Source organism: Paraburkholderia sp. BR10923, from assembly GCF_040948765.1.
Lineage (GTDB): Bacteria > Pseudomonadota > Gammaproteobacteria > Burkholderiales > Burkholderiaceae > Paraburkholderia > Paraburkholderia youngii.
The window spans coordinates 1-17,204 of sequence record NZ_JBFPKO010000040.1; the positions used below are offsets into that span (position 1 = coordinate 1).

Genomic DNA, 17,204 nt, shown 5'->3' on the forward strand with positions numbered 1-17,204 from the left:
GGCAAACGCCCGCGTGCAATGCCCGCAAGGGCCAAAAACCAAAGGATGACCGTCGGCTTCACGACCTGAACACCTCTACATCGCCGACACGTCGCAAATTCAGCTGCTTGTTCAGCGTAGCCCTAAGGCGAGCTTTCGTCACTTCAACAAGGGGATTTTCATGCGCTCGATTCTTCTCTACCTGCTCGGTGTGCCGATTCCGATCATCATCCTGATCGCATTGTTCTGGCATTGAATGCGTTGCGATCGTCCGTCGCGCTCGGGACGGACGATTTTCAGCGCCCCGGTGCTGGTACCCCCAGGTTGTTATGGCCTGGAGCGAAGTCGCAAGCGAGGCTTCCCGCGGCGCTGGATAAAACATCAGGATTGGAAGCGCTCGGCTTGATACATGAGCCGCATCCTGTTGCCGGTCGGACGGCAGGGGCCTCAGCGATGCAGTCGACGTGCGAGCGCCTGCTACAACAGCGGCGCGAACAGCTGCTTCGACTCATGGCTCGAAATCAGCGCCGTGGCGCGGCCGGTTCTAACGCGTGCTGGCGGTCGCGAACGACGTCGGACTGTGGGCCGAACGGTACAACCCACAGCGCCGGAAACCCGCGGGCAACTTTCCGCAGGCCCCGACGCATCCGGGCGGCACAGCGCGCGCGGCTGGCTCCCCTACGCCTCGTTTTCAGATGTCAGTGGGCGGCAATTCGTCAACCCCGCGGCGCGTCGGCGACCAGTAAGGGTCGCGGTTGTAGTACTCATGAAGCGTGTTGCCCCACGACGCATCCGCCATTGCCGGCCAGTGATCCTTGTCGAAGCCGGGATCATCCTTGATTCGCTGGGCAGCAACGCTGACGCGAAAACACTCCGCGTCCGTATCAAGGGTGAGTGCGTTCCAGGGAATCGCATGCAGGTTGCTGCCCATCCCAAGAAATCCGCCTTCGGATAGAACCGCGTATGCAACCCTGCCGCTGCGCACGTCAAGCATGATGTCTGAAATCTTACCGACGTCCTCGCCGTCCGATGAAATCACCTGCGTGCCTTTGAGCGTCGCTGCGGCCATAACCTCCGGACCGGGGCCATCGCCCCTGCCGCCACCGACAATCTCGGCCCCTCCGCCGGACGCGGCGCCTTGCGGGTCTAGTGTGCTCATGATGTCCTCCACAGATTATGCGGTAAGAGCGTCGCAACAGCTGTGCCCGCTCGCGAGGCGACACAGCGCCGGCGCGCCGGGAGGGGTGTTGCGAAGCTACGATGAAGGCGCCCCGGCAAAGCCGGCAGACATTGGCTACGCAGGGCATGAGCCGCAATCGCCGCTTGCCGGTCACTCATGCACGATTGTCGAAACCGGACAATTTCGCCGCATTCGGTCCGCGCTGTTCGCCGGCCGCGCCAGGGCTGAAGACGTATGTCGCAAGGCCAACCGCGAGGACCACCATCGTGAAGAGAAAAAGTCGCGAAAAATTGTCGGGGGCTGACAGCCCCTGTCGGGTTCCACTCTGCGCGAGCCACCCGAAGCAATTGCTCGTCACGGCGACGCCGAGAAATACCGTGCTGTTCAGTATGCCGAGGCGCAATCCAAGACTGTGCGCGGCGGAAATGGACCGTGCCTGCGACATCACCAGCGGATGAATCGCGCCGACACTGAATAGCACACACACAAGAGAAGCGCTCAAAAGCGCGCTATACGACGGCATTGCAACGAGCAGCGCCGCGGCCAGCACGCCGAGCGACATCCCGGAGAGCGCCAGTGTCTTCAGCGGAAATCTTCGCACGAGCAGCGGAATGACGAGCGATACGAATAGCGCCGTCACGCTCGCAGCGGTCATCACCCGCCCTATCGCAATGGTACTCAGATGAAAAACGTCCGCGAAAAAGGGACCGCCCCAGGAAGTTCTGAACGTCCCGCCGGCCGACATTGCGAAGCAGACCGGCAACAGCGTGACGAATGCACCGTTGCGCGACGAGCCGCCATCGCCGATCTGCCCTTGCTCAAGACGTTCTCTTTTCGGCACCGGGCGCGGAACCCCCAGAAGGGTAACAGCCGCCGCCGCTGTGATCACGGCCATTGCGGCCGCAGCGATACCCATCGCCGGCCTCCAGCCGAGTTTCGACGTGGCCCACGCCAACGGAAGCGCCGCGATCAGTGCGCCAAAAATGCCGATGGCGCTTGCAATCGTCACCGCTCTTACCTGCCGCTGCCCGCCGCCGGAGACCAGGACATGATTGAGCAGTCCCATGAAGATCGGTGCGCATCCGAAGCCCAACGCGGCCTGCGACACGAGCGCGACCGTTGCGTCGTGCGTAGCGGGAAGCGCCACGGCGCCGGCCGTTCCCACAGCCATGCAGATCGTCGTTGGCCGGCCCACGCCAAAGCGGTCGAATGCAAGGCCGAGCGGTATCTGCATAAGGGCGAAGGCAAGAAAGAAGGCTCCCGCGAACCACCCAAACATCTTCTGCGTGAAGCCATAGTCCGCGATTAGCTGAGGCGCGATCACTGCGACGTAGCTGCGGAAAAACTGACTCAACAGGTAGGCAGATGTGAGAATCCACAAGGCGTAGTCGCGGGGGCGCTCATGAATCATTGCGATCTCCATCCGGATCGAAGAGGCGTCAGCATGGGGGTGCAGCATGCTCGATCGGAGCGAGTCCCAGCGGGATACCGGGAACACCGCACGAGCAGGAATCGACGAGCGTTGCGCTAGTTCCCGTATCTCGAAGCGACGTGCGGCAATGAGCAAGCTGACGGCAAGCCGCGTGCCGAATGCGGCACCTGGCTGCGATCGCTTCTCGGACGATCAAACAGAACGTTCCGATGAACCGCTCAATTTCGCGTTCGACTCCAGTAGGTGCCATATGTCGAGCTTACGCAAGGGTGAAATGCAGGTGCTGGGCGCGTCAAGCAGTTATTGCTCCAGCGTGCCGCAGCAGGTACACAGAGCAGTCGGGCGCGAGTAGCTCGCGCGGGCGTGGAGTCGCCGGACGTCGAGACGAGGCGTACCGGCCTGGATGCGACCGGGCTGCTGTCCACGAGACAGCGTTCTCCCCCGGCAATGCTGCGCTGCCGCTTACCCACGCGGCAACGCATAAACCATCGCCCGGTCGCCGGGCTTCATTCTGACGGAACCCTGAGGAACTCTGGTAGCAATCAACTCAAGCTCATGTCCACCGCCGCTCGGGAGGACGTATCGGTTTCTGCGTTTCGTGCACGGTCGTTGCTAAACATGGCATGTCCCCGGCTTGACGGTAGTGAACGATCCGCCCGGCACGCAGGCAGGCAGGCCGCGGAGATCGTCGCAGAGAAGGATGAGCCGGAAGCGGAAGGAAAGACAAAGGCAATTAAGGCTTACCACGCACCGGAAGCGGCAGCGGACGAGCGATGGCGCGGTCGGCCGACAAGCAATAAGCGTGGAAGGGTGAATCGTGGCAAATGTACTGCTGGTCGACGACGACCCGGAAAACTTGTGGTCCCTGCAGATCGCGCTGGAGAGCCACGGCCACCGCGTAAGCGTGGCGGACAATGCGCAGCGCGCAATGGATATCCTGCGTCGCCATACCATCGAGATCCTCATCACGGACTATGAGATGCCGGACATCGACGGAGCGCAACTAAGCTGCTGGGTACGGGCGCATCCCGCACGTAATGAGATGCCAGTGCTCATGCTGTCGGCCGCGCCGGAGCCGCTGAGGGGCGCGCAATGCTGGAACCGTTTTCTTCGGAAGCCCGTCAGTCTGGGCGATCTCATAGAGGCTATCGACGCTCACGTCGCGATCCGATTGACCGCCGCGCGCGCTCACTATTCGTCTGGCGCCTCTGTGAGCTCGGCCCTGAGATACCTTTGTCCCGCCGCCTCGCGTTTGCCGGCCGTTCATTCCGGGTGCTGGCCGTGATCTGCTGCATTAGAGCAACAAGGGGTTTTCGGAGCATCACCGCCGCTGGCCTGTCGACCGGATGCGAGGCTATTTCTGGCATACGATCCGAATCAGGCGTACGGAGAGCTCATCCGTACGCTGTGTGCAGGTTCAGCCACCGTCCGCGCTGCCCGGATCATGCCGGTGTGTCCCGGCATCCCGTTCAGGAGCATCGCCAACCGATCGTAGTCAACCGGCTTGACGAGATGATAGTCAAACCCGGCTTCGAAAGCTGCGCCTTTGTCGTGCTCCTGACTCCAGCCAGTGACGGCGATAAGAAGCATGCGCTTGCCCGTGACGCAGGCGGCGCGCGACGTCGTACCCCGAGATGTCCGGCAGGCCGATATCCAGGAGCAGCACCTCGGCCTCAAATTCGTATGCCATCACGAGCGCGGCGGCGCCGGTTGTTGCGATTCTCGTCTGGTGCCCGTCGCTCTCAAGCAGCATCGAAAGGCTGACGGCCGCGTCCTCGCTGTCGTCTACTAGCAAGATGCGGCGCCGAAGATCAGGTTCAGATATCGTCGGGAGCGCGAGGCTCTTAGGAAGATCCTGGATCGGTGCAAGCGGAAGCCGGACGGTAAACTCGCTGCCCTGCCCCAACCCGGGGCTGGCCGCGGTTACGGTACCGCCATGTGCTTCCGTCAATGCCCGGACGAGCGACAGCCCGACGCCCAAGCCACCCTGCGAGCGGGCGCGCCCGGCCGGCAACTGTGAGAACATACCGAACACTGCTGCAAGATTTTCCGGTGCGATGCCGATCCCAGTGTCACAGACGCGGATGACCGCCTCCTGACCTTCGCAGCGGGCGTCGAGTGCTATCCTGCCACCCGCCGGTGTGTACTTGGCTGCATTGTTCAGAAGGTTCTGAACGATCTGCGCGAGCCGGTGATGGTCCAATCATCAGGTTTGCCGCGAACCGCTCCGGTGCCTTGATGGCCGCGAGCATCCCGCTCTCCGACAAATACTGGGCGATCGAAGAGTCTATTTCAGAGGGCAGGTGCCTGCCCGCGCAACGTCGGATGCATCGGCATCGGCCATGCGCGAGCAGGGATCAATGACCGCACCTCCCGGCAAAGTCCTGGCGCGCCCTCTACTCACGCTCGCCTCCTGCCTGGACACGGCGCGGCAGGCGTACGGAGAAAGCAGTCTCTTCCTCGTCTGACCGCGCCTCTATCGCGCCGCCGTGCGCATTGGCGATTTCGCTCGCGATATACAAACCGAGCCCAAGGCTGCCTTGGCCGTCGTGGCTGCTTTCACGATCGGAGCCACGCTGAAGAGGATCGAAGATCCGCTCAAGTAACTGTCCTTCGATTGCGGGTCCGCTGTTCCTGACCTCGAAGCGCACTTCGGCCTCTTCGCCAGTCACCACAACACGCACCGGCGCGTGGCGCGCGCCATATCTGATCGAATTCAGGACAAGATTGCCCAGCAGTTGCTGCAGACGCGGACCATCCCAGACACCGTGAGTGTCACCGTGCGATTCGAGCTCGATCTGCCGGTCTGGATGTATCGCGCGCAACTGGTCCAGCTCATCGTTAAATATGTCCGCCAGATCAACGTCGCCCGGTGTGATGTTGATACCGAGTCCCAGCCTCGTCCGATTGAAATCGCACAAGTCATCGAGCAGTCCCTGCATGCGAGCGCCACTACGAACCAGTCGTGCCGCAGCCTCTGACACGCGCTCTCCCGCATTGAGCGCGGACAGATATGAAGCTGTCATCTGAATCGTCTGAAGCGGGCTGCGCATGTCGTGCCCGAGCATCCCAAGCAACAGATTGCGAGCCTGATCGACTTGCGTGCTGAAAAAAGCGAGTGATTCGGCGAGCGCCTGATCGATGGCCTCGTTGAAGCGGATGATGTCATCCAGATATGGCGCATCAGGTTGGCAATCGTCCATCCACAAACGTAACACACTGGCGCGCAACGCACGGTACTCGGCAGCCAGCTGGTTGATGTTGAAGCCGCCTCGTGCCCGCAGAACGGCATGCGTTTGTGCCGCTGTCTCCGTCGCATCAATCAGCGTTGGAGCCCGCCCCAAAGATTTTTCGCGTTGCGCTTCCCTCGTCTGAGAAGTCCGCAAATCTGTGGCTATTGCTTCGAGAATCTGCTGCGCGTGGTCGCGCAACGCTAGCGACCCCATCTTGCCTGCGGCCGGCAGCAGCGTGGCCGCGAAGGCCTCCCATTGCGCCAGAATGGGCTCGATGTCCCGCGAGATAAAGTCGGCCAGTCGCATGCCCGCTCCTGTTCGAACGGAAATTATGGAGATCTTTTTACCGAATTTATATTACGCGCGGATTCGTCCCGCGATTCCATCGGGTTTACGCTGCGCCAGCCACCAGCTTTCGGGCAGCGTTGCTGATCAACGCGTCGTGACCGCCTTCCGCTCTACGACAACCTTCGCGAACCGGGCATTTTCCCCGATTCGGCTCGTCATGCAGCGCCGAGCAGTTTTTCGGAACCGAGGCGGGAAGTCGAAATTCAGGACGCCCAGGCCGTCCGAAGCTACGCCACGCAGGCACGCTGACCGCGCCTGAAGGAGGGCATGCGCGGGGCCATGGCCCCGCATCGCACGCATACCCGACCCGGCGAACGACCGGTCTGAGCTGTCAATGTAGGAATGGCACGGCCCACCATTCGCCGGACGCAAACCATCAGTGTTTTCCACGACCCGGCTCTGCGAACGGCAGCCTGGTCATCTTGGGCTTCCTCTCGGCTCCCGGTGTCAGCCTGCCAGTATTGAAGAAGGCGTTCTGTACGAATCCCGACGTAAAGCAGAAGCCCCAAAAAGAGGCCAGTTTGCGGAGCCATGTCCGAGCTGCGACGGTCCGTCCGCAAAATCGCGGGGCTCGCGCCAAGGCGTGCGTTTGTCCATGCTTGGGGCACGAACCATGCTGCTCATATGCCGGAGATGGGCCAAAGGCGCTTCTCAAACATGGAGAGGGTCATGAAGCTGATACTGACAGGAATGAGCGCAGTTGCAGTCATCGCTAGCACTTGCGCACTCGCGCAAACAAATACTGGCAACGTGCAGCCAGCAGATCACAATGCTCAAAGCATGCAGCCGGGTGCCGCTGGCCAGAGCATGGGCCGTGCTGCGGGCGTTGGCAACAGCAAGCCGGCGAGTGGCTCATTGATGCAAAAGCGCGAAAGCGCCATGTCGCCTCAAGGCGCGTCCAACTCGAACGCAACCGGCACAATGAAGCAGTGAGTGCGGCCGGAGGCCTCGTTGCGGCAGCGGCGCCACTGCGATATTTCCAGCCGACGTGATAGATCCACGTCCTTTGCAACGTCGCAGCGGCGTAGCCGTGGGCTGGCGGGCGCGGGGCCTGCGCGGCGAGTCCACCTGGGAGCATCGCGCAGGCTGCGAAGCAGCGAAGCCTCGACGCGCTGGGGCAGGATGGCCAGAGGTTTATTTAGTCGTTGGTTGTTTTCATGTTGGCCGCCTTTTCCGCGAATTGAGTCAGCTTGAGGTCCGTCGCTTTTTCTTCCTCCAGCGTCTCCTTCAGAAGCGTCACGGCCTCAGAAAAGCCAAGCTGCTTGCCTATCGCGCAGAGGCCGCCATAAGCCGCGATTTCATAGTGCTCGACTTTCTGTGCGGCGGCAACGAGGCCCGCATCGAGCACGGGTCCTTTTTCAATCTCATCGATCAACTCCTGGCCCTCCTCAATCAGGCCTTCCATCGCGACGCATTTCATTCGCTTGAGGCGTATTCCGGTTGCCTCGACGACCTGATCTATACGTTCCACCTGGCCTTGCGTTTCTTCAAGAAGGAGAGTTCTCCCCCAAGCGCCAGGTACGTCAGTGTCTCCTGGGTCAATCGCCCCATTTACGCTGAAGATGCGGTCGGCTTCGATACCCGCGACCAAAGAATCAAAAAAAGCCCGCTCAGAGCGGGCTTCGTTGCGCCTGAGCATTCTCCTCAGGCTGCTGCAGCATCCTTGAGTTTCTTCAGCGGACGTACCTTCAGACGGACGGTTGCCGGCTTGGCATCAAACCAGCGCTCCTCGCCTGTGAACGGGTCTTTGCCGAAACGCTTCTTCTTTGCCGGAACCTGCTGCACCCCAATCTTGAGCAGACCCGATAGCGTGAACTCGCCTGCCCCTTTCTTATGGACGGCGCCGAGGATGGTGCTTTCGAGTGCGGCGAGCACCGCCTTTGCCTGCTTCGGTTCAACACCGGCCTGCGTGGCAACATGGCTCGCAAGCGACGCCTTGGTGAATTGCTCTTTCAGGGGTTTGGGTGTCGCGGTTGCGGCAGTTGTCTTCTTTGGCGATGCTTCCTTCTTCACCGCGGTTTTCGCTTCAGTTTTCTTCGCTGAAGAGTCTGCGGTCTTCTTTGCCATTTAAATCCTCATTTTTCGGGTTTAGAGAACCGCTTAAGACGGCACACGACGCTGCGCGTTACTGCACCGTCTTAAGCTGGGCCCTAGCGTAGCAATGGTTGTTTCTCCACGCAATGAGATCAGCCCTTCATACAGGTTACTTTCTCCATTTCTGTCTCAGTAGTTTCCCGGGATTGAGTACCGCTATAGCTGCAGTGCGGCGACTCTGGCGAAAGGAAGCGCCCCGACGAAGGAACGGGCGAGGCGTGGGCGCGCCGCCACCGACTGCTTTAGCTGCTGCCTGATCGCCGAATTCGTGCAAGCAGTAGCCTCTGCTCAGCTCCGGTCGATTTTGACAAGTGGCTTTACGGTCGCTTCCAAGTAGCTAATGAACGAGCTGCGCGCTCGATTTAGCCGGTCAGTCGGCTTATCTACATTCGGTCGTTTGCTCACCGCGACCTCCGTTACGTTTTCCGTCTTCTTGTAGGTCCCTGCACTCACGGATTCTTCATGAATCGCAGATAGAAGGCGGCGAACAGCAGGACAATCCCGACGTTCGCCATCAGCCGTTCCCAGAACCGGTCCCTGAAAATCAGCACATCCATGCCGGTAATCACGATCACCAGCGTCAGGACATAAAGCACGGTAGACATGTTTCTCATCATCCAGTCACCCGTTTTCCGTCCTGTTTAGCTCAACATGACGAGGATCTTGACATCCGCGAGTCGGATGCCCGATCGACGGGCAACAGCCCGCCGCGCTCGCGCGGCCAAGTCGTTTCCCTTCGTAGCCTCAGCCACACGCGCAACAAACTCGACGGGGCCGGCGACCGGTTTCACGTTGTTGACCACCTCGTACCTGGCCGACACCACGATTCGTTCCATGGTGTTTTCCTAATCGTGGCCGTACCACGCGTCGACGAGTGGCCCGACGTCAACAGCCATCAGTTCGGGCCTCGCTTCGAGCCAATCGCGTACGACGCTGCGCTGCGCTTCCGTCGCTGATGCCCGACCGGCATAGGCCGTGACGAATCCGTCAAGCTTGTGCACGATCGCTCCACCATATGCCAGCCGGGTGGCCTCGATACACTCACTGATGAACGCATCACAAACCAGTTCGGCCTCCGCTGCGGATACACCCGCGCGTAGCGCAGCGGACACAGCGAAGCCCAGCCCCTGAAATTCGCCGAGATGGAGCTTCTTGCGTTGGCGACGATTGTGTTGTTTGGACATCGAGGTGTGTTTTCCTTAGTCAAAGAGGTTCTCGCCCTTCGAGACTAGGCTCATCGGGCTGAGGCGGGAACTGTAATCAAGCACCCCGAAGTTGCCACCGGCGCCGCCCCGGATCAGAGATCCGCTCAGGGTTGACCTGGCCGATCGCTCCGGGCAGAGTTCGGCCCAGGAGGCGCCGGTCGCAACAACCACATCAGTGGCCATTTGCGAGTGCCAACCAGTCATTTTCTGACGGAGACGGCCCCCCCCGAAACTGATTGTCTCGTCCCCGCAAAACTCGACGAGCCATGGCGCCGGCGCCGAGCTATCTGTTCGAATGCACGCCGCATAGCCGGAGAAATGACTTTCCATATTCGTTTTTCTTGGTTCCGCTGTTCCTTAACGTCCAATAGATTGTGCGTTCGAAAATTCCAATAACTTAGACACGCTCGACATGTTCAATAGACGTTTGATAGCTTTGGCCGCGCTCCCATTCATTCTGGAGGCCTGCGGTGGAGGCAGTATTTCGGATAGCCCGAACCCTTTGGCGAGTTCGGATCAGTTGGCAGCCGAGAAACTTGCAATCGCTGTTGTTGAGGAGCCTGCCGTCGTTGCGGCAAAAGCTACGCTTAAAGCCAACTGGCTGGCGGCGGCTCGAGCGACCGGCGGTGTATCGGATGAGGCGTTGACAAACCTCGATGAAGCCGTAGATGAAAGTGTGTTCGCCTTCGCGCTATCGCTTGCTTCCGGCGATGCCAACGACCCGAAGGTGGTTTCGTTTCTCGCAGCCCCGCACAATTGGTACGGAATGAACGTGCCGGGATCGCGGACAACCTTTGATAACCCGGACACCATATACCGCAAGATCCCGGTTGATCCTGCGTCGAGCTACGTCTTAACGGGAACAGTCCACGCGCAAAAGCCTGTCGATTTCAATTTCAGCCTCTACAGCAGCACCAGCGCAACGCTTTCCAACCTCGCCGGCGACCAGCTCGCCACACAGGCAGATGGCAGTTTCGTCATCAACGCCAGCTCGCTATCAAGCGGGGGCAGCAATCAAATCCAGCTCGTCTCGGGAGCCGCATCCATCTTCGTGCGCGATACGATCAACGAATGGGGAGTACAACAATTCAACAGCCTGGCGATAAAGCGGACCCCGTCAGTCTCGACGCAACCACAGACCGCTGACGCTCTCGCTACAACTCTGGCAGCGACACTGCAAACTCCAGCTGCGGCTGCGCCCTTCATTGCCTACAATGCCCTTGGGTACGCTCAGCCTGTCAACACGCTTCCTGCGCCATCGCTTGGCGGCACCGGGGGGCGCCTCGCAAACCAGGCCGCCTCATATGCTGCATTCCAGCTTGCCGATGACGAAGTACTGGTCCTTAACGTCAACCTCGGTGGGGCAAAATACTTCATCGCACCGGCCTATGGCCGATGGACGATCACGACCGACTACATCAATCACACCCAGACGCTAAACAACGCGCAAGCGGTGCCCAACCCGGATGGCACGTACACGTTCGTGATATCGCCGAAAGACCCAGGCGTCTACAACTGGGTTGACACGGCAGGACTGCACCTGGGCTTCCTTAACCCACGCTGGCAAGGGTTACCCACGACGCCTGCTTCGGTGGGTCCGTCGGCGACGGTCAAGGTTGTGAAGCTTGGCGATCTTCAGACCGTTCTCCCCACGACAACGAAGTACGTCACTGCGACGGAACGACAAGCACAGTTGGCTGCGCGTGCTGCGAGTTACGCATCGCGATACGCACCCTGAACTCTTCGCGTTGGCGTGAATGAGCGCCTGACGGCGACGCAGGATCTCGCCGCCGGCTGTACATTGAGCGCGGTCGTCCAGGACGGGCGCGAGCGGCCGGAAAGGACTGCGAAAGCGGACGCCTTTGCAGTAACGTCGAACGGCAGGACAGGGTCGACTTATGCCGATCGCATCAAGCACACGTTCGAGACGACTGTCGCGCTCGGTCGTCGGACGAAGTCGTCCATCAGCGGCCGTTCAGGTGCAACGGTTGCAGGATACTCAAGCGTCTCCTCCACTTCCGGAAGCTGCCCTTTACCGGAGAAAGGACGACGCAGCAGGGATTAGTCGAACGCGGTCCCATGCGTGGAATTCACGCAGGCCATCACGCTCTTTGTCTCATGTCATCCCTTTGCCGGAACATCGCCATCGCCAGCCTGGCGGCTCTTCAGGTGATCAAGCGCGCCCTGCCTGACTGTGAAGTTCTGCTTCATAGCCCATCAACATTGTGAGGCATAGTCGCTCACGCAAATTGATGCTACACCTAACGTGTCAGTCAGGAGTGACGAGCTTGCAATGTCTCACGCATTTGATGGCTATGCGCGAATACGATCGCGCGACCGGCCTGATTGGCCACGAAGTCCTGAATTCACCAGGAGAACCGCTGATGACCGCCGCCTCTGTTTCCGCCGGCATCGTCCTGCCACGCCCCGCCTGGCGCAGCCTGCTTTGGCTCGCCCCACTTACGGTCCTGTGGATTGTGTTGATCTACTGGCAACCGATTATCCCGGACAGTGGCGCTCAAACCACGGCACACCAGTTGATTGCCCAGGCGTTCATCGCGGTCGGCTTGTGGCTCGGCCTCGAAGACACCGACCTGACGCCGGGTCAACGCCGCACGACCTGGCTTGCGATCATCATCCCGCACACACTATGGTTCGCGATCGTCTGGAGCGTCGCGATCCACGGCGTCTTTCACCTGAGCTCCTCACCCCCAACGGTGCCGTTGCTGCCGTTGGCGATCATCCTGCCGGTGGTCATCGGCGCGCCGCTGTTGCTGTTTTCGAAGCGGGTCGGCCAGGTGCTCGACGTGATGCCGGCGGCTTGGCTGGTCGCTCTTCAGCTTTACCGGGTGTTCGGCAGTTGGGCTCTCGCTGCCTGGCTGCATGGTGCGCTGCCAGGTCTCGTGGCATTGCCAGCGGGAACTGGCGATGTACTGACGGGCTTGTTCGCCGTGCCGGCGGCAATCGCGGTGGCGAGCGGTACAGTTCAAGGGCGGAAGGCGGCGCTCGTCTGGAACATCTTCGGCCTCGCCGATTTCGCCGTCGCGGTTACCTTGGGGATAGTAACCTCGCCCGGCCGCTTCCAGTTGATCGTTCCGAACGTGCCAGGCATTAACGCCGGCGCTTATCCGTATGTGCTGACCCCTGCTTTCGTGGTGCCGAGTTCGATCCTGCTGCACGCGCTGTCGCTACGCCAGTTGACCCGACGACGTGCAGGACGACCAGCAAGCGGCGAGGATCGAAGGGCGATTCTGCGACCTCTTGATGCTTAGTCTCAACAGCCGGTAACCAATCGAAAGCCGTCGCCTTCGATCGTTGCACTGAGCGGCCGAGGAGGGTCGGTTTCGGGCGACCGCGTCGGGCAGTGACCGGCCAATGCGCGTCGTTCGACGCTCCGCCTGGCTGGTTCCGCCCGCATCCCTAAGCGGTCACTCACGGATCGGCGCCGGCCCAATCAAAGCAGATGCCCTCCGCGAATTCCGGAGGCGGATCACCGCAGGCGGATCTGACAAATTCACTCACTCGGCACTGGGAAAACGTCGCTGACGCGACAGGCGTCGCTTATTGTGGCTATGCGACAGACCATCTGCGGATAGCGAAGGGATTGAGGAGTGCAGCACGGCGAATTCGCCGGCTCGCCGTCCCGACTCTGCTACAAGCATTCCTGCGCTTGCTCAGGTAACGGGCACGAACTCTCCTTCGGCGAAGAACCACGCCGACATCGTCCGTGCCAGTTCGAGCACGACCTCCGCGTCGGTCCGACCGGAGGACGCGCGCACGTGGAACGAATGATCTGCGTCGTCCACCACATGCAGCGTGGCGCGTGGCCCCAGCATATCGACTACCGACCTCAGCAGGTGAAGCTCGGCCAGCTTGTCGCGCGTGCCCTGCAGGAAGAGCATTGGCACCGTGACGTCTGCCAGGTGCCGTGCCCGCTCCATGCCGGGCGCGCCCGCCGGGTGCAGCGGGAACGCGACGAAAGCGAGGCCACGCACGCCGTCGAGCGGGGAGATGGCTTGGGCCTGGGACGTCATGCGGCCGCCGAACGACCTGCCGCCCGCGAAGAGCGGCAGGGCTGGCAGCCGCCGGCGGCCCGCTGCGACGGCTGCCCGCACGGCAGCATGTGCCACGGCCGGCGAGTCCACCCGCTTGGAGCCCCGCTCCATGTACGGAAACTGGTAGCGCAATGTGGCGACATTGGCCGCCGCAAGCGCGTCGGCCAATGACGACATGCCGGCGTGCTGCATGCCCGCCCCGGCACCGTGCGCGAAGACATACAGGGCTCGCGCGTCCTCCGGCACTCGGAGGAGCGCAGAGACCTTGGTGCCGTCGGGCAGTGCCATGGAAAGCGATTCTGGGTCGTCCATCGTATTCAGGTCGTGTCGTTGTGGCCTTAGCGCCGATTCTGCATCAATGAGGCATCGGGGAGCGTTTGTGGCGGCCTCCGGCAAGGCATTGCGCAGGCGGAGTTTGCCGGCCGGTCCATGGAGCGCGCGCCCATCGTGAACGGCGCCGCAGTCGCGATGTGTCGGTTGACGACCGCAAGCCCGACCTGTGGGACGCAGCGTGATCCGCGCTTTGAGACATCTGCGTAATAGCACGCCTGCATCATTGTCAGCGAGCTGTTACGACACTGCAATCACCGTCAAAGGAAGTTTTCGAAGGGCAGTTCATTTATCTGGCTCTCTGGAAGAGCATGTCCGGCTGCAGAAAGTTCTTGGTTCGGCCACAAGCGGTCGGTCGAGGTCGCCATCCAATTCGGACATCCAAGGCATCGTCCGCTCAATCTCAATGACCGGTCTTCGGCGGGCAGATCGCAGGTGGCATTGCCTCAACGCGGGCCGGCTAGCGCCCGACGACCGAGCGCGACGGTCGTCGGGCGGATGAGCGGTGCAAAAGGCGTAACCCGACCCACTGCAGCCCGTCGAACCGCTCGGACCATTGGCAGCTTTCGAGTAACGAACAGTCCTTCGTCGGGCTTTGGGCTGCCCGAACTGCATCTGGAAGTGGGCTGGACGACCAATATTTCAGGCAGATCCCGATGAGTCGTCTGCGAATGACACACCAACTGGCACAGCACTCCCTTTTGTGTGAGAGGAAAGTTGAACATCAAATTACAAATCAGGAAAATTCGACCATAGCAAGCTTTTCAGCTAATAAACTTCCTTGCAGGGCAACGCCGGCCCTTATAAGGGCCGGCGCACTTCACAGGATCAATTCGAACCGGAGTACTTCAGAGTCCAGGTGAACGTACGGCCACTGCCCGCGTTGAGTGCGAAGGGGCGCGTCGTACAGGCGAAATTCGAATGCAGTTGCCCAATCGGCGTTGTCGACAGCGGATTGGTGACCCCGCCCGCCATCTCGAAGTTAGACAGGACACAACTGTCAAAACCCGTAGTGTCATAGCTGGTCGCATTACTATTGGAGTAGCGAACCGAGTAACCATCGCTACCCGCTGTGGCGTGCTGGACATCTGCAAAAGACGTGAAGTCCGTCTCGACCGCGATGTTGCCGGTCAACGTTCCAGAATTCAGCGTATCGGCTCGCGTCAGTGTGCCTTGACCAAACGTTAGGACCGTGTGGACCTGCAGGTCGATATCCGTGGCATAGGTTGCATTCTTAACGGCCTGCCGGAACTTGGTCGTGTCGAAAGAGACGACCACCTGGCCGTTATTTTCCTGAACGTTCAGGTTCCTATAATACGTGACCGGAATGTAAGTTTTCCCGTTATAGGAAACTTGCGGAATCAGCAACGCATAGCCCTGATCCGTTGTGCCATAAATCAGGTTGTCGGAGAACGGCGTCGGGTAATAGGGCGTGTACGAATTGTAGTCGGGTGCCTGGTTCAGGTTGAGATTGATGATGCGCTTGCCGTCGCGCACCGTGATGAGCGCTGCGCTGTATGGGTGAGCCGTATCTGTGGGCAGGTTGTACCACGTGAGCGTGTAATGCGGCCTCGCATCCAGCCAGGCTTGCAGGTCGGAATCAGACATGGGTGCATTGCCGCCAAAACCCAGTTTGTTCCACCAGGCATTCACATACATGTACTGGTGTAAAAGACTGAAATTCTCACCCATGACTCGAGGTTTGCCGCGATACGCATCGGTTCCGCGCCCTTTGACCCACATATTCACCGACGGCGTCGGCAGGGTCGGGTCGTACCAGAAAGTGTCAAAGCGGTAAGCCGCCTTATAGATGAACGAATAGGCGACCTGCATTTCCTGCGCGGTCAACACGCCGGCATTGGCCGCCGCGGTCAGGATTTCCATGAAGGCTGTGTCGCCGTATGGGCCGATGGAGCGGCCATAATTGAAACCCTGCCCGTCTGCGTTGAGCTGGGGAAGAATCAGATCGACTGACTTGCGCAGATAGGATTTCAATTCAGGTGTTAGATTGGCCTCATTGCCCATTTCGAACGTGCGCTCAACGACTTCTCCAATGAGCAGCGTGCTATATCGATCGAAGCGTGCCTGATCAAAATAGGTCGTATGTGTATTCGAGGCCTCGTCGGAAAAACCGCCGGACGAGTCTCTTCTAATGTGATTCGTGAGTGTATACAGAAGCGCGTCCCGCGCGCCCATCGATGCCACAGCCGGGTCGGTGGCGGAAGAGAAAGTCGGATTGGTCCATCCAAGTTTCTGTCTCAGCCCCGCAATACCGTAAGAAACCGCATAGTAATTCTGGGCGGTATTAAGCGATGCAACGTCGATCGGCACACCTGCGGCGGGGCACGTATTTTTCGTGCCGCTTGCATCCGCGCCGAACATATCGCAAAAGGTCAGGCGATTCTGCAGCGTAGCCAGCATGGCGTCACTGAAGACTTCGTTGAGCATACCGTGCGCCTTGAAATTATTGAGCGCAACGAGGTAGTAGTACTCGCCCCATGACGTATTTGCGTACGTGTAACTGGCGCCGCTCGTCTGCGCCATCATCGCGGTCGTTATCTTTTGATACGTCGCAAGGTAATCCGCGTATTTCGGATCCCCTTTCGCCTTCATATCGATCAATATGTACGACAGACCGAGCGCCAGTTTGCCAGGCAGGAATTTATCGCCCGTGTTGGTATCGAGCACGTGCACTGGGCTGCCGTCGCCCAAGTCCATGACCACTTGCGTGAAATCAGGTGCCTTCCTGATGAGGTCAAAAAGCGCTCTCATCTGTCCCATCATGGTGATGGGCACCCCTGCGCCTGAAGGGACGCTCGTATCCGTCGCTCCATAGACAATTCCATGAAGAGAAACTGTAGGTGCAGAAGAAACCGGATTTTTCACAGCGTCAATCCCGCCGCCTCCGCAGGCACTGACGAGAAGAAGCGTCAGTGCACTGAACGCAAACATAACGGATGATTTTCGCGATGGACGCATTTTTGTCTCCCGATTGTAAGTGGATCGACGCCGAAATTAGCAATCTCACCAACGTATCTGGCTATTCGTTCTCTTGGGTTTGCAACTGAGCACCAGTTCGACGGAAGTCAGGAAATCCTACGAAAATCCGCTCACGTCGTTTCACTCTGTTCGCGCCGACACATGAACGACCCATATTCCGCCCGCCGCGTCCCCTCGATCGCCGTCGACGTCGCACCATCTCGGCGTGATTCAGGCTGCGGCGGACGTCAAAGAAAACGATTAACTAAACGCCAGGACAGGATGGTCACACTTTTGCTACCTAAAGCGCAAGGCTAGGTAAACCACGGGGCTAGTAAAAGCGTCACAGATCTTCTATCTTAGAAAAAC

At 59.9% G+C, this 17,204-nt stretch carries 16 protein-coding genes; 5 read left to right on the forward strand and 11 right to left on the reverse strand.

Translation table 11 applies throughout. From position 1 onward, the window contains the following. Positions 1 to 670 precede the first annotated feature (670 nt). Positions 671 to 1,138: a PRC-barrel domain-containing protein gene (locus tag AB3X94_RS37685; protein ID WP_368614198.1), complete on the reverse strand. Its 468-nt coding sequence runs from the start codon at positions 1,136 to 1,138 to the stop codon at positions 671 to 673. A gap of 175 nt (positions 1,139 to 1,313) precedes the next feature. Further along, positions 1,314 to 2,570 (reverse strand): MFS transporter, encoded by a 1,257-nt coding sequence (locus tag AB3X94_RS37690; protein WP_176111067.1) that lies wholly within the window; start codon positions 2,568 to 2,570, stop codon positions 1,314 to 1,316. Positions 2,571 to 2,718: 148 nt separating this feature from the next. Between AB3X94_RS37690 and AB3X94_RS37695 the strand changes: the two genes are divergently transcribed. Together AB3X94_RS37695 and AB3X94_RS37700 are read left to right on the forward strand one after the other, a co-directional pair. Beyond that, positions 2,719 to 2,943 (forward strand): hypothetical protein, encoded by a 225-nt coding sequence (locus AB3X94_RS37695; RefSeq protein ID WP_368614199.1) that lies wholly within the window; start codon positions 2,719 to 2,721, stop codon positions 2,941 to 2,943. Positions 2,944 to 3,408: 465 nt separating this feature from the next. Next, the gene (locus AB3X94_RS37700; RefSeq protein WP_176111069.1) at positions 3,409 to 3,876 is read left to right on the forward strand and encodes a response regulator; all 468 of its coding nucleotides are present in this window, start codon (positions 3,409 to 3,411) and stop codon (positions 3,874 to 3,876) included. 234 nt (positions 3,877 to 4,110) lie between these two features. Here the strand turns inward: AB3X94_RS37700 and AB3X94_RS37705 are convergent, their stop codons facing one another. Continuing rightward, complete coding sequence (locus AB3X94_RS37705) at positions 4,111 to 4,794, reverse strand: ATP-binding protein (RefSeq protein ID WP_368614200.1); 684 nt, start codon at positions 4,792 to 4,794, stop codon at positions 4,111 to 4,113. A 193-nt stretch (positions 4,795 to 4,987) separates the two neighbouring features. Next, positions 4,988 to 6,130 (reverse strand): ATP-binding protein, encoded by a 1,143-nt coding sequence (locus AB3X94_RS37710; RefSeq protein ID WP_368614201.1) that lies wholly within the window; start codon positions 6,128 to 6,130, stop codon positions 4,988 to 4,990. Positions 6,131 to 6,841: 711 nt separating this feature from the next. Between AB3X94_RS37710 and AB3X94_RS37715 the strand changes: the two genes are divergently transcribed. Then, positions 6,842 to 7,105, forward strand: a complete 264-nt coding sequence (locus AB3X94_RS37715; RefSeq protein WP_176111072.1) for a hypothetical protein — start codon at positions 6,842 to 6,844, stop codon at positions 7,103 to 7,105. A 205-nt stretch (positions 7,106 to 7,310) separates the two neighbouring features. On the opposite strand, the gene AB3X94_RS37720 is transcribed toward AB3X94_RS37715, so the two are convergent. The 5 genes from AB3X94_RS37720 to AB3X94_RS37740 form a co-directional block, all read right to left on the reverse strand. Next, entirely contained in the window at positions 7,311 to 7,811 is a 501-nt protein-coding gene (locus AB3X94_RS37720; protein ID WP_368614202.1) for a ferritin-like domain-containing protein, read from the reverse strand. Between the two features lie 5 nt (positions 7,812 to 7,816). Then, on the reverse strand, positions 7,817 to 8,239 hold the full coding sequence (locus AB3X94_RS37725) for an HU family DNA-binding protein (RefSeq protein ID WP_368614203.1): 423 nt from the start codon (positions 8,237 to 8,239) through the stop codon (positions 7,817 to 7,819). 476 nt (positions 8,240 to 8,715) lie between these two features. Beyond that, positions 8,716 to 8,871 carry a hypothetical protein gene (locus AB3X94_RS37730; protein WP_176110687.1) on the reverse strand — a complete coding sequence of 52 codons (156 nt, stop codon included), beginning with the start codon at positions 8,869 to 8,871 and terminating at the stop codon, positions 8,716 to 8,718. A 36-nt stretch (positions 8,872 to 8,907) separates the two neighbouring features. Then, entirely contained in the window at positions 8,908 to 9,102 is a 195-nt protein-coding gene (locus tag AB3X94_RS37735) for a hypothetical protein (RefSeq protein ID WP_176111075.1), read from the reverse strand. A 9-nt stretch (positions 9,103 to 9,111) separates the two neighbouring features. Continuing rightward, a complete protein-coding gene (locus AB3X94_RS37740) occupies positions 9,112 to 9,450 on the reverse strand; it encodes a YggL family protein (RefSeq protein WP_368614204.1) in 339 nt (112 codons plus the stop codon). 433 nt (positions 9,451 to 9,883) lie between these two features. Here AB3X94_RS37740 and AB3X94_RS37745 point away from each other — a divergent pair, with 433 nt between their 5' ends. Both AB3X94_RS37745 and AB3X94_RS37750 read left to right on the forward strand, forming a co-directional pair. After that, complete coding sequence (locus AB3X94_RS37745; RefSeq protein WP_368614205.1) at positions 9,884 to 11,209, forward strand: hypothetical protein; 1,326 nt, start codon at positions 9,884 to 9,886, stop codon at positions 11,207 to 11,209. Positions 11,210 to 11,786: 577 nt separating this feature from the next. Then, positions 11,787 to 12,743 (forward strand): MFS transporter, encoded by a 957-nt coding sequence (locus tag AB3X94_RS37750; protein ID WP_368614206.1) that lies wholly within the window; start codon positions 11,787 to 11,789, stop codon positions 12,741 to 12,743. Between the two features lie 402 nt (positions 12,744 to 13,145). Here AB3X94_RS37750 and AB3X94_RS37755 read toward each other — a convergent pair whose 3' ends face one another. Further along, the gene (locus AB3X94_RS37755; protein ID WP_368614207.1) at positions 13,146 to 13,838 is read right to left on the reverse strand and encodes an alpha/beta family hydrolase; all 693 of its coding nucleotides are present in this window, start codon (positions 13,836 to 13,838) and stop codon (positions 13,146 to 13,148) included. Between the two features lie 846 nt (positions 13,839 to 14,684). Beyond that, positions 14,685 to 16,835 (reverse strand): hypothetical protein, encoded by a 2,151-nt coding sequence (locus AB3X94_RS37760; protein WP_368614208.1) that lies wholly within the window; start codon positions 16,833 to 16,835, stop codon positions 14,685 to 14,687. Positions 16,836 to 17,204: the final 369 nt, after the last annotated feature.

Coding starts and splice junctions, on each gene's coding strand:
- AB3X94_RS37685 (WP_368614198.1), bottom strand. CDS start 1,138: ATGAGCACACTAGACCCGCAAGGCGCCGCGTCCGGCGGAGGGGCCGAG.
- AB3X94_RS37690 (WP_176111067.1), bottom strand. CDS start 2,570: ATGATTCATGAGCGCCCCCGCGACTACGCCTTGTGGATTCTCACATCT.
- AB3X94_RS37695 (WP_368614199.1), top strand. CDS start 2,719: ATGAGCAAGCTGACGGCAAGCCGCGTGCCGAATGCGGCACCTGGCTGC.
- AB3X94_RS37710 (WP_368614201.1), bottom strand. CDS start 6,130: ATGCGACTGGCCGACTTTATCTCGCGGGACATCGAGCCCATTCTGGCG.
- AB3X94_RS37715 (WP_176111072.1), top strand. CDS start 6,842: ATGAAGCTGATACTGACAGGAATGAGCGCAGTTGCAGTCATCGCTAGC.
- AB3X94_RS37720 (WP_368614202.1), bottom strand. CDS start 7,811: ATGCTCAGGCGCAACGAAGCCCGCTCTGAGCGGGCTTTTTTTGATTCT.
- AB3X94_RS37725 (WP_368614203.1), bottom strand. CDS start 8,239: ATGGCAAAGAAGACCGCAGACTCTTCAGCGAAGAAAACTGAAGCGAAA.
- AB3X94_RS37730 (WP_176110687.1), bottom strand. CDS start 8,871: ATGTCTACCGTGCTTTATGTCCTGACGCTGGTGATCGTGATTACCGGC.
- AB3X94_RS37735 (WP_176111075.1), bottom strand. CDS start 9,102: ATGGAACGAATCGTGGTGTCGGCCAGGTACGAGGTGGTCAACAACGTG.
- AB3X94_RS37740 (WP_368614204.1), bottom strand. CDS start 9,450: ATGTCCAAACAACACAATCGTCGCCAACGCAAGAAGCTCCATCTCGGC.
- AB3X94_RS37745 (WP_368614205.1), top strand. CDS start 9,884: ATGTTCAATAGACGTTTGATAGCTTTGGCCGCGCTCCCATTCATTCTG.
- AB3X94_RS37750 (WP_368614206.1), top strand. CDS start 11,787: ATGCGCGAATACGATCGCGCGACCGGCCTGATTGGCCACGAAGTCCTG.
- AB3X94_RS37755 (WP_368614207.1), bottom strand. CDS start 13,838: ATGGACGACCCAGAATCGCTTTCCATGGCACTGCCCGACGGCACCAAG.
- AB3X94_RS37760 (WP_368614208.1), bottom strand. CDS start 16,835: ATGCGTCCATCGCGAAAATCATCCGTTATGTTTGCGTTCAGTGCACTG.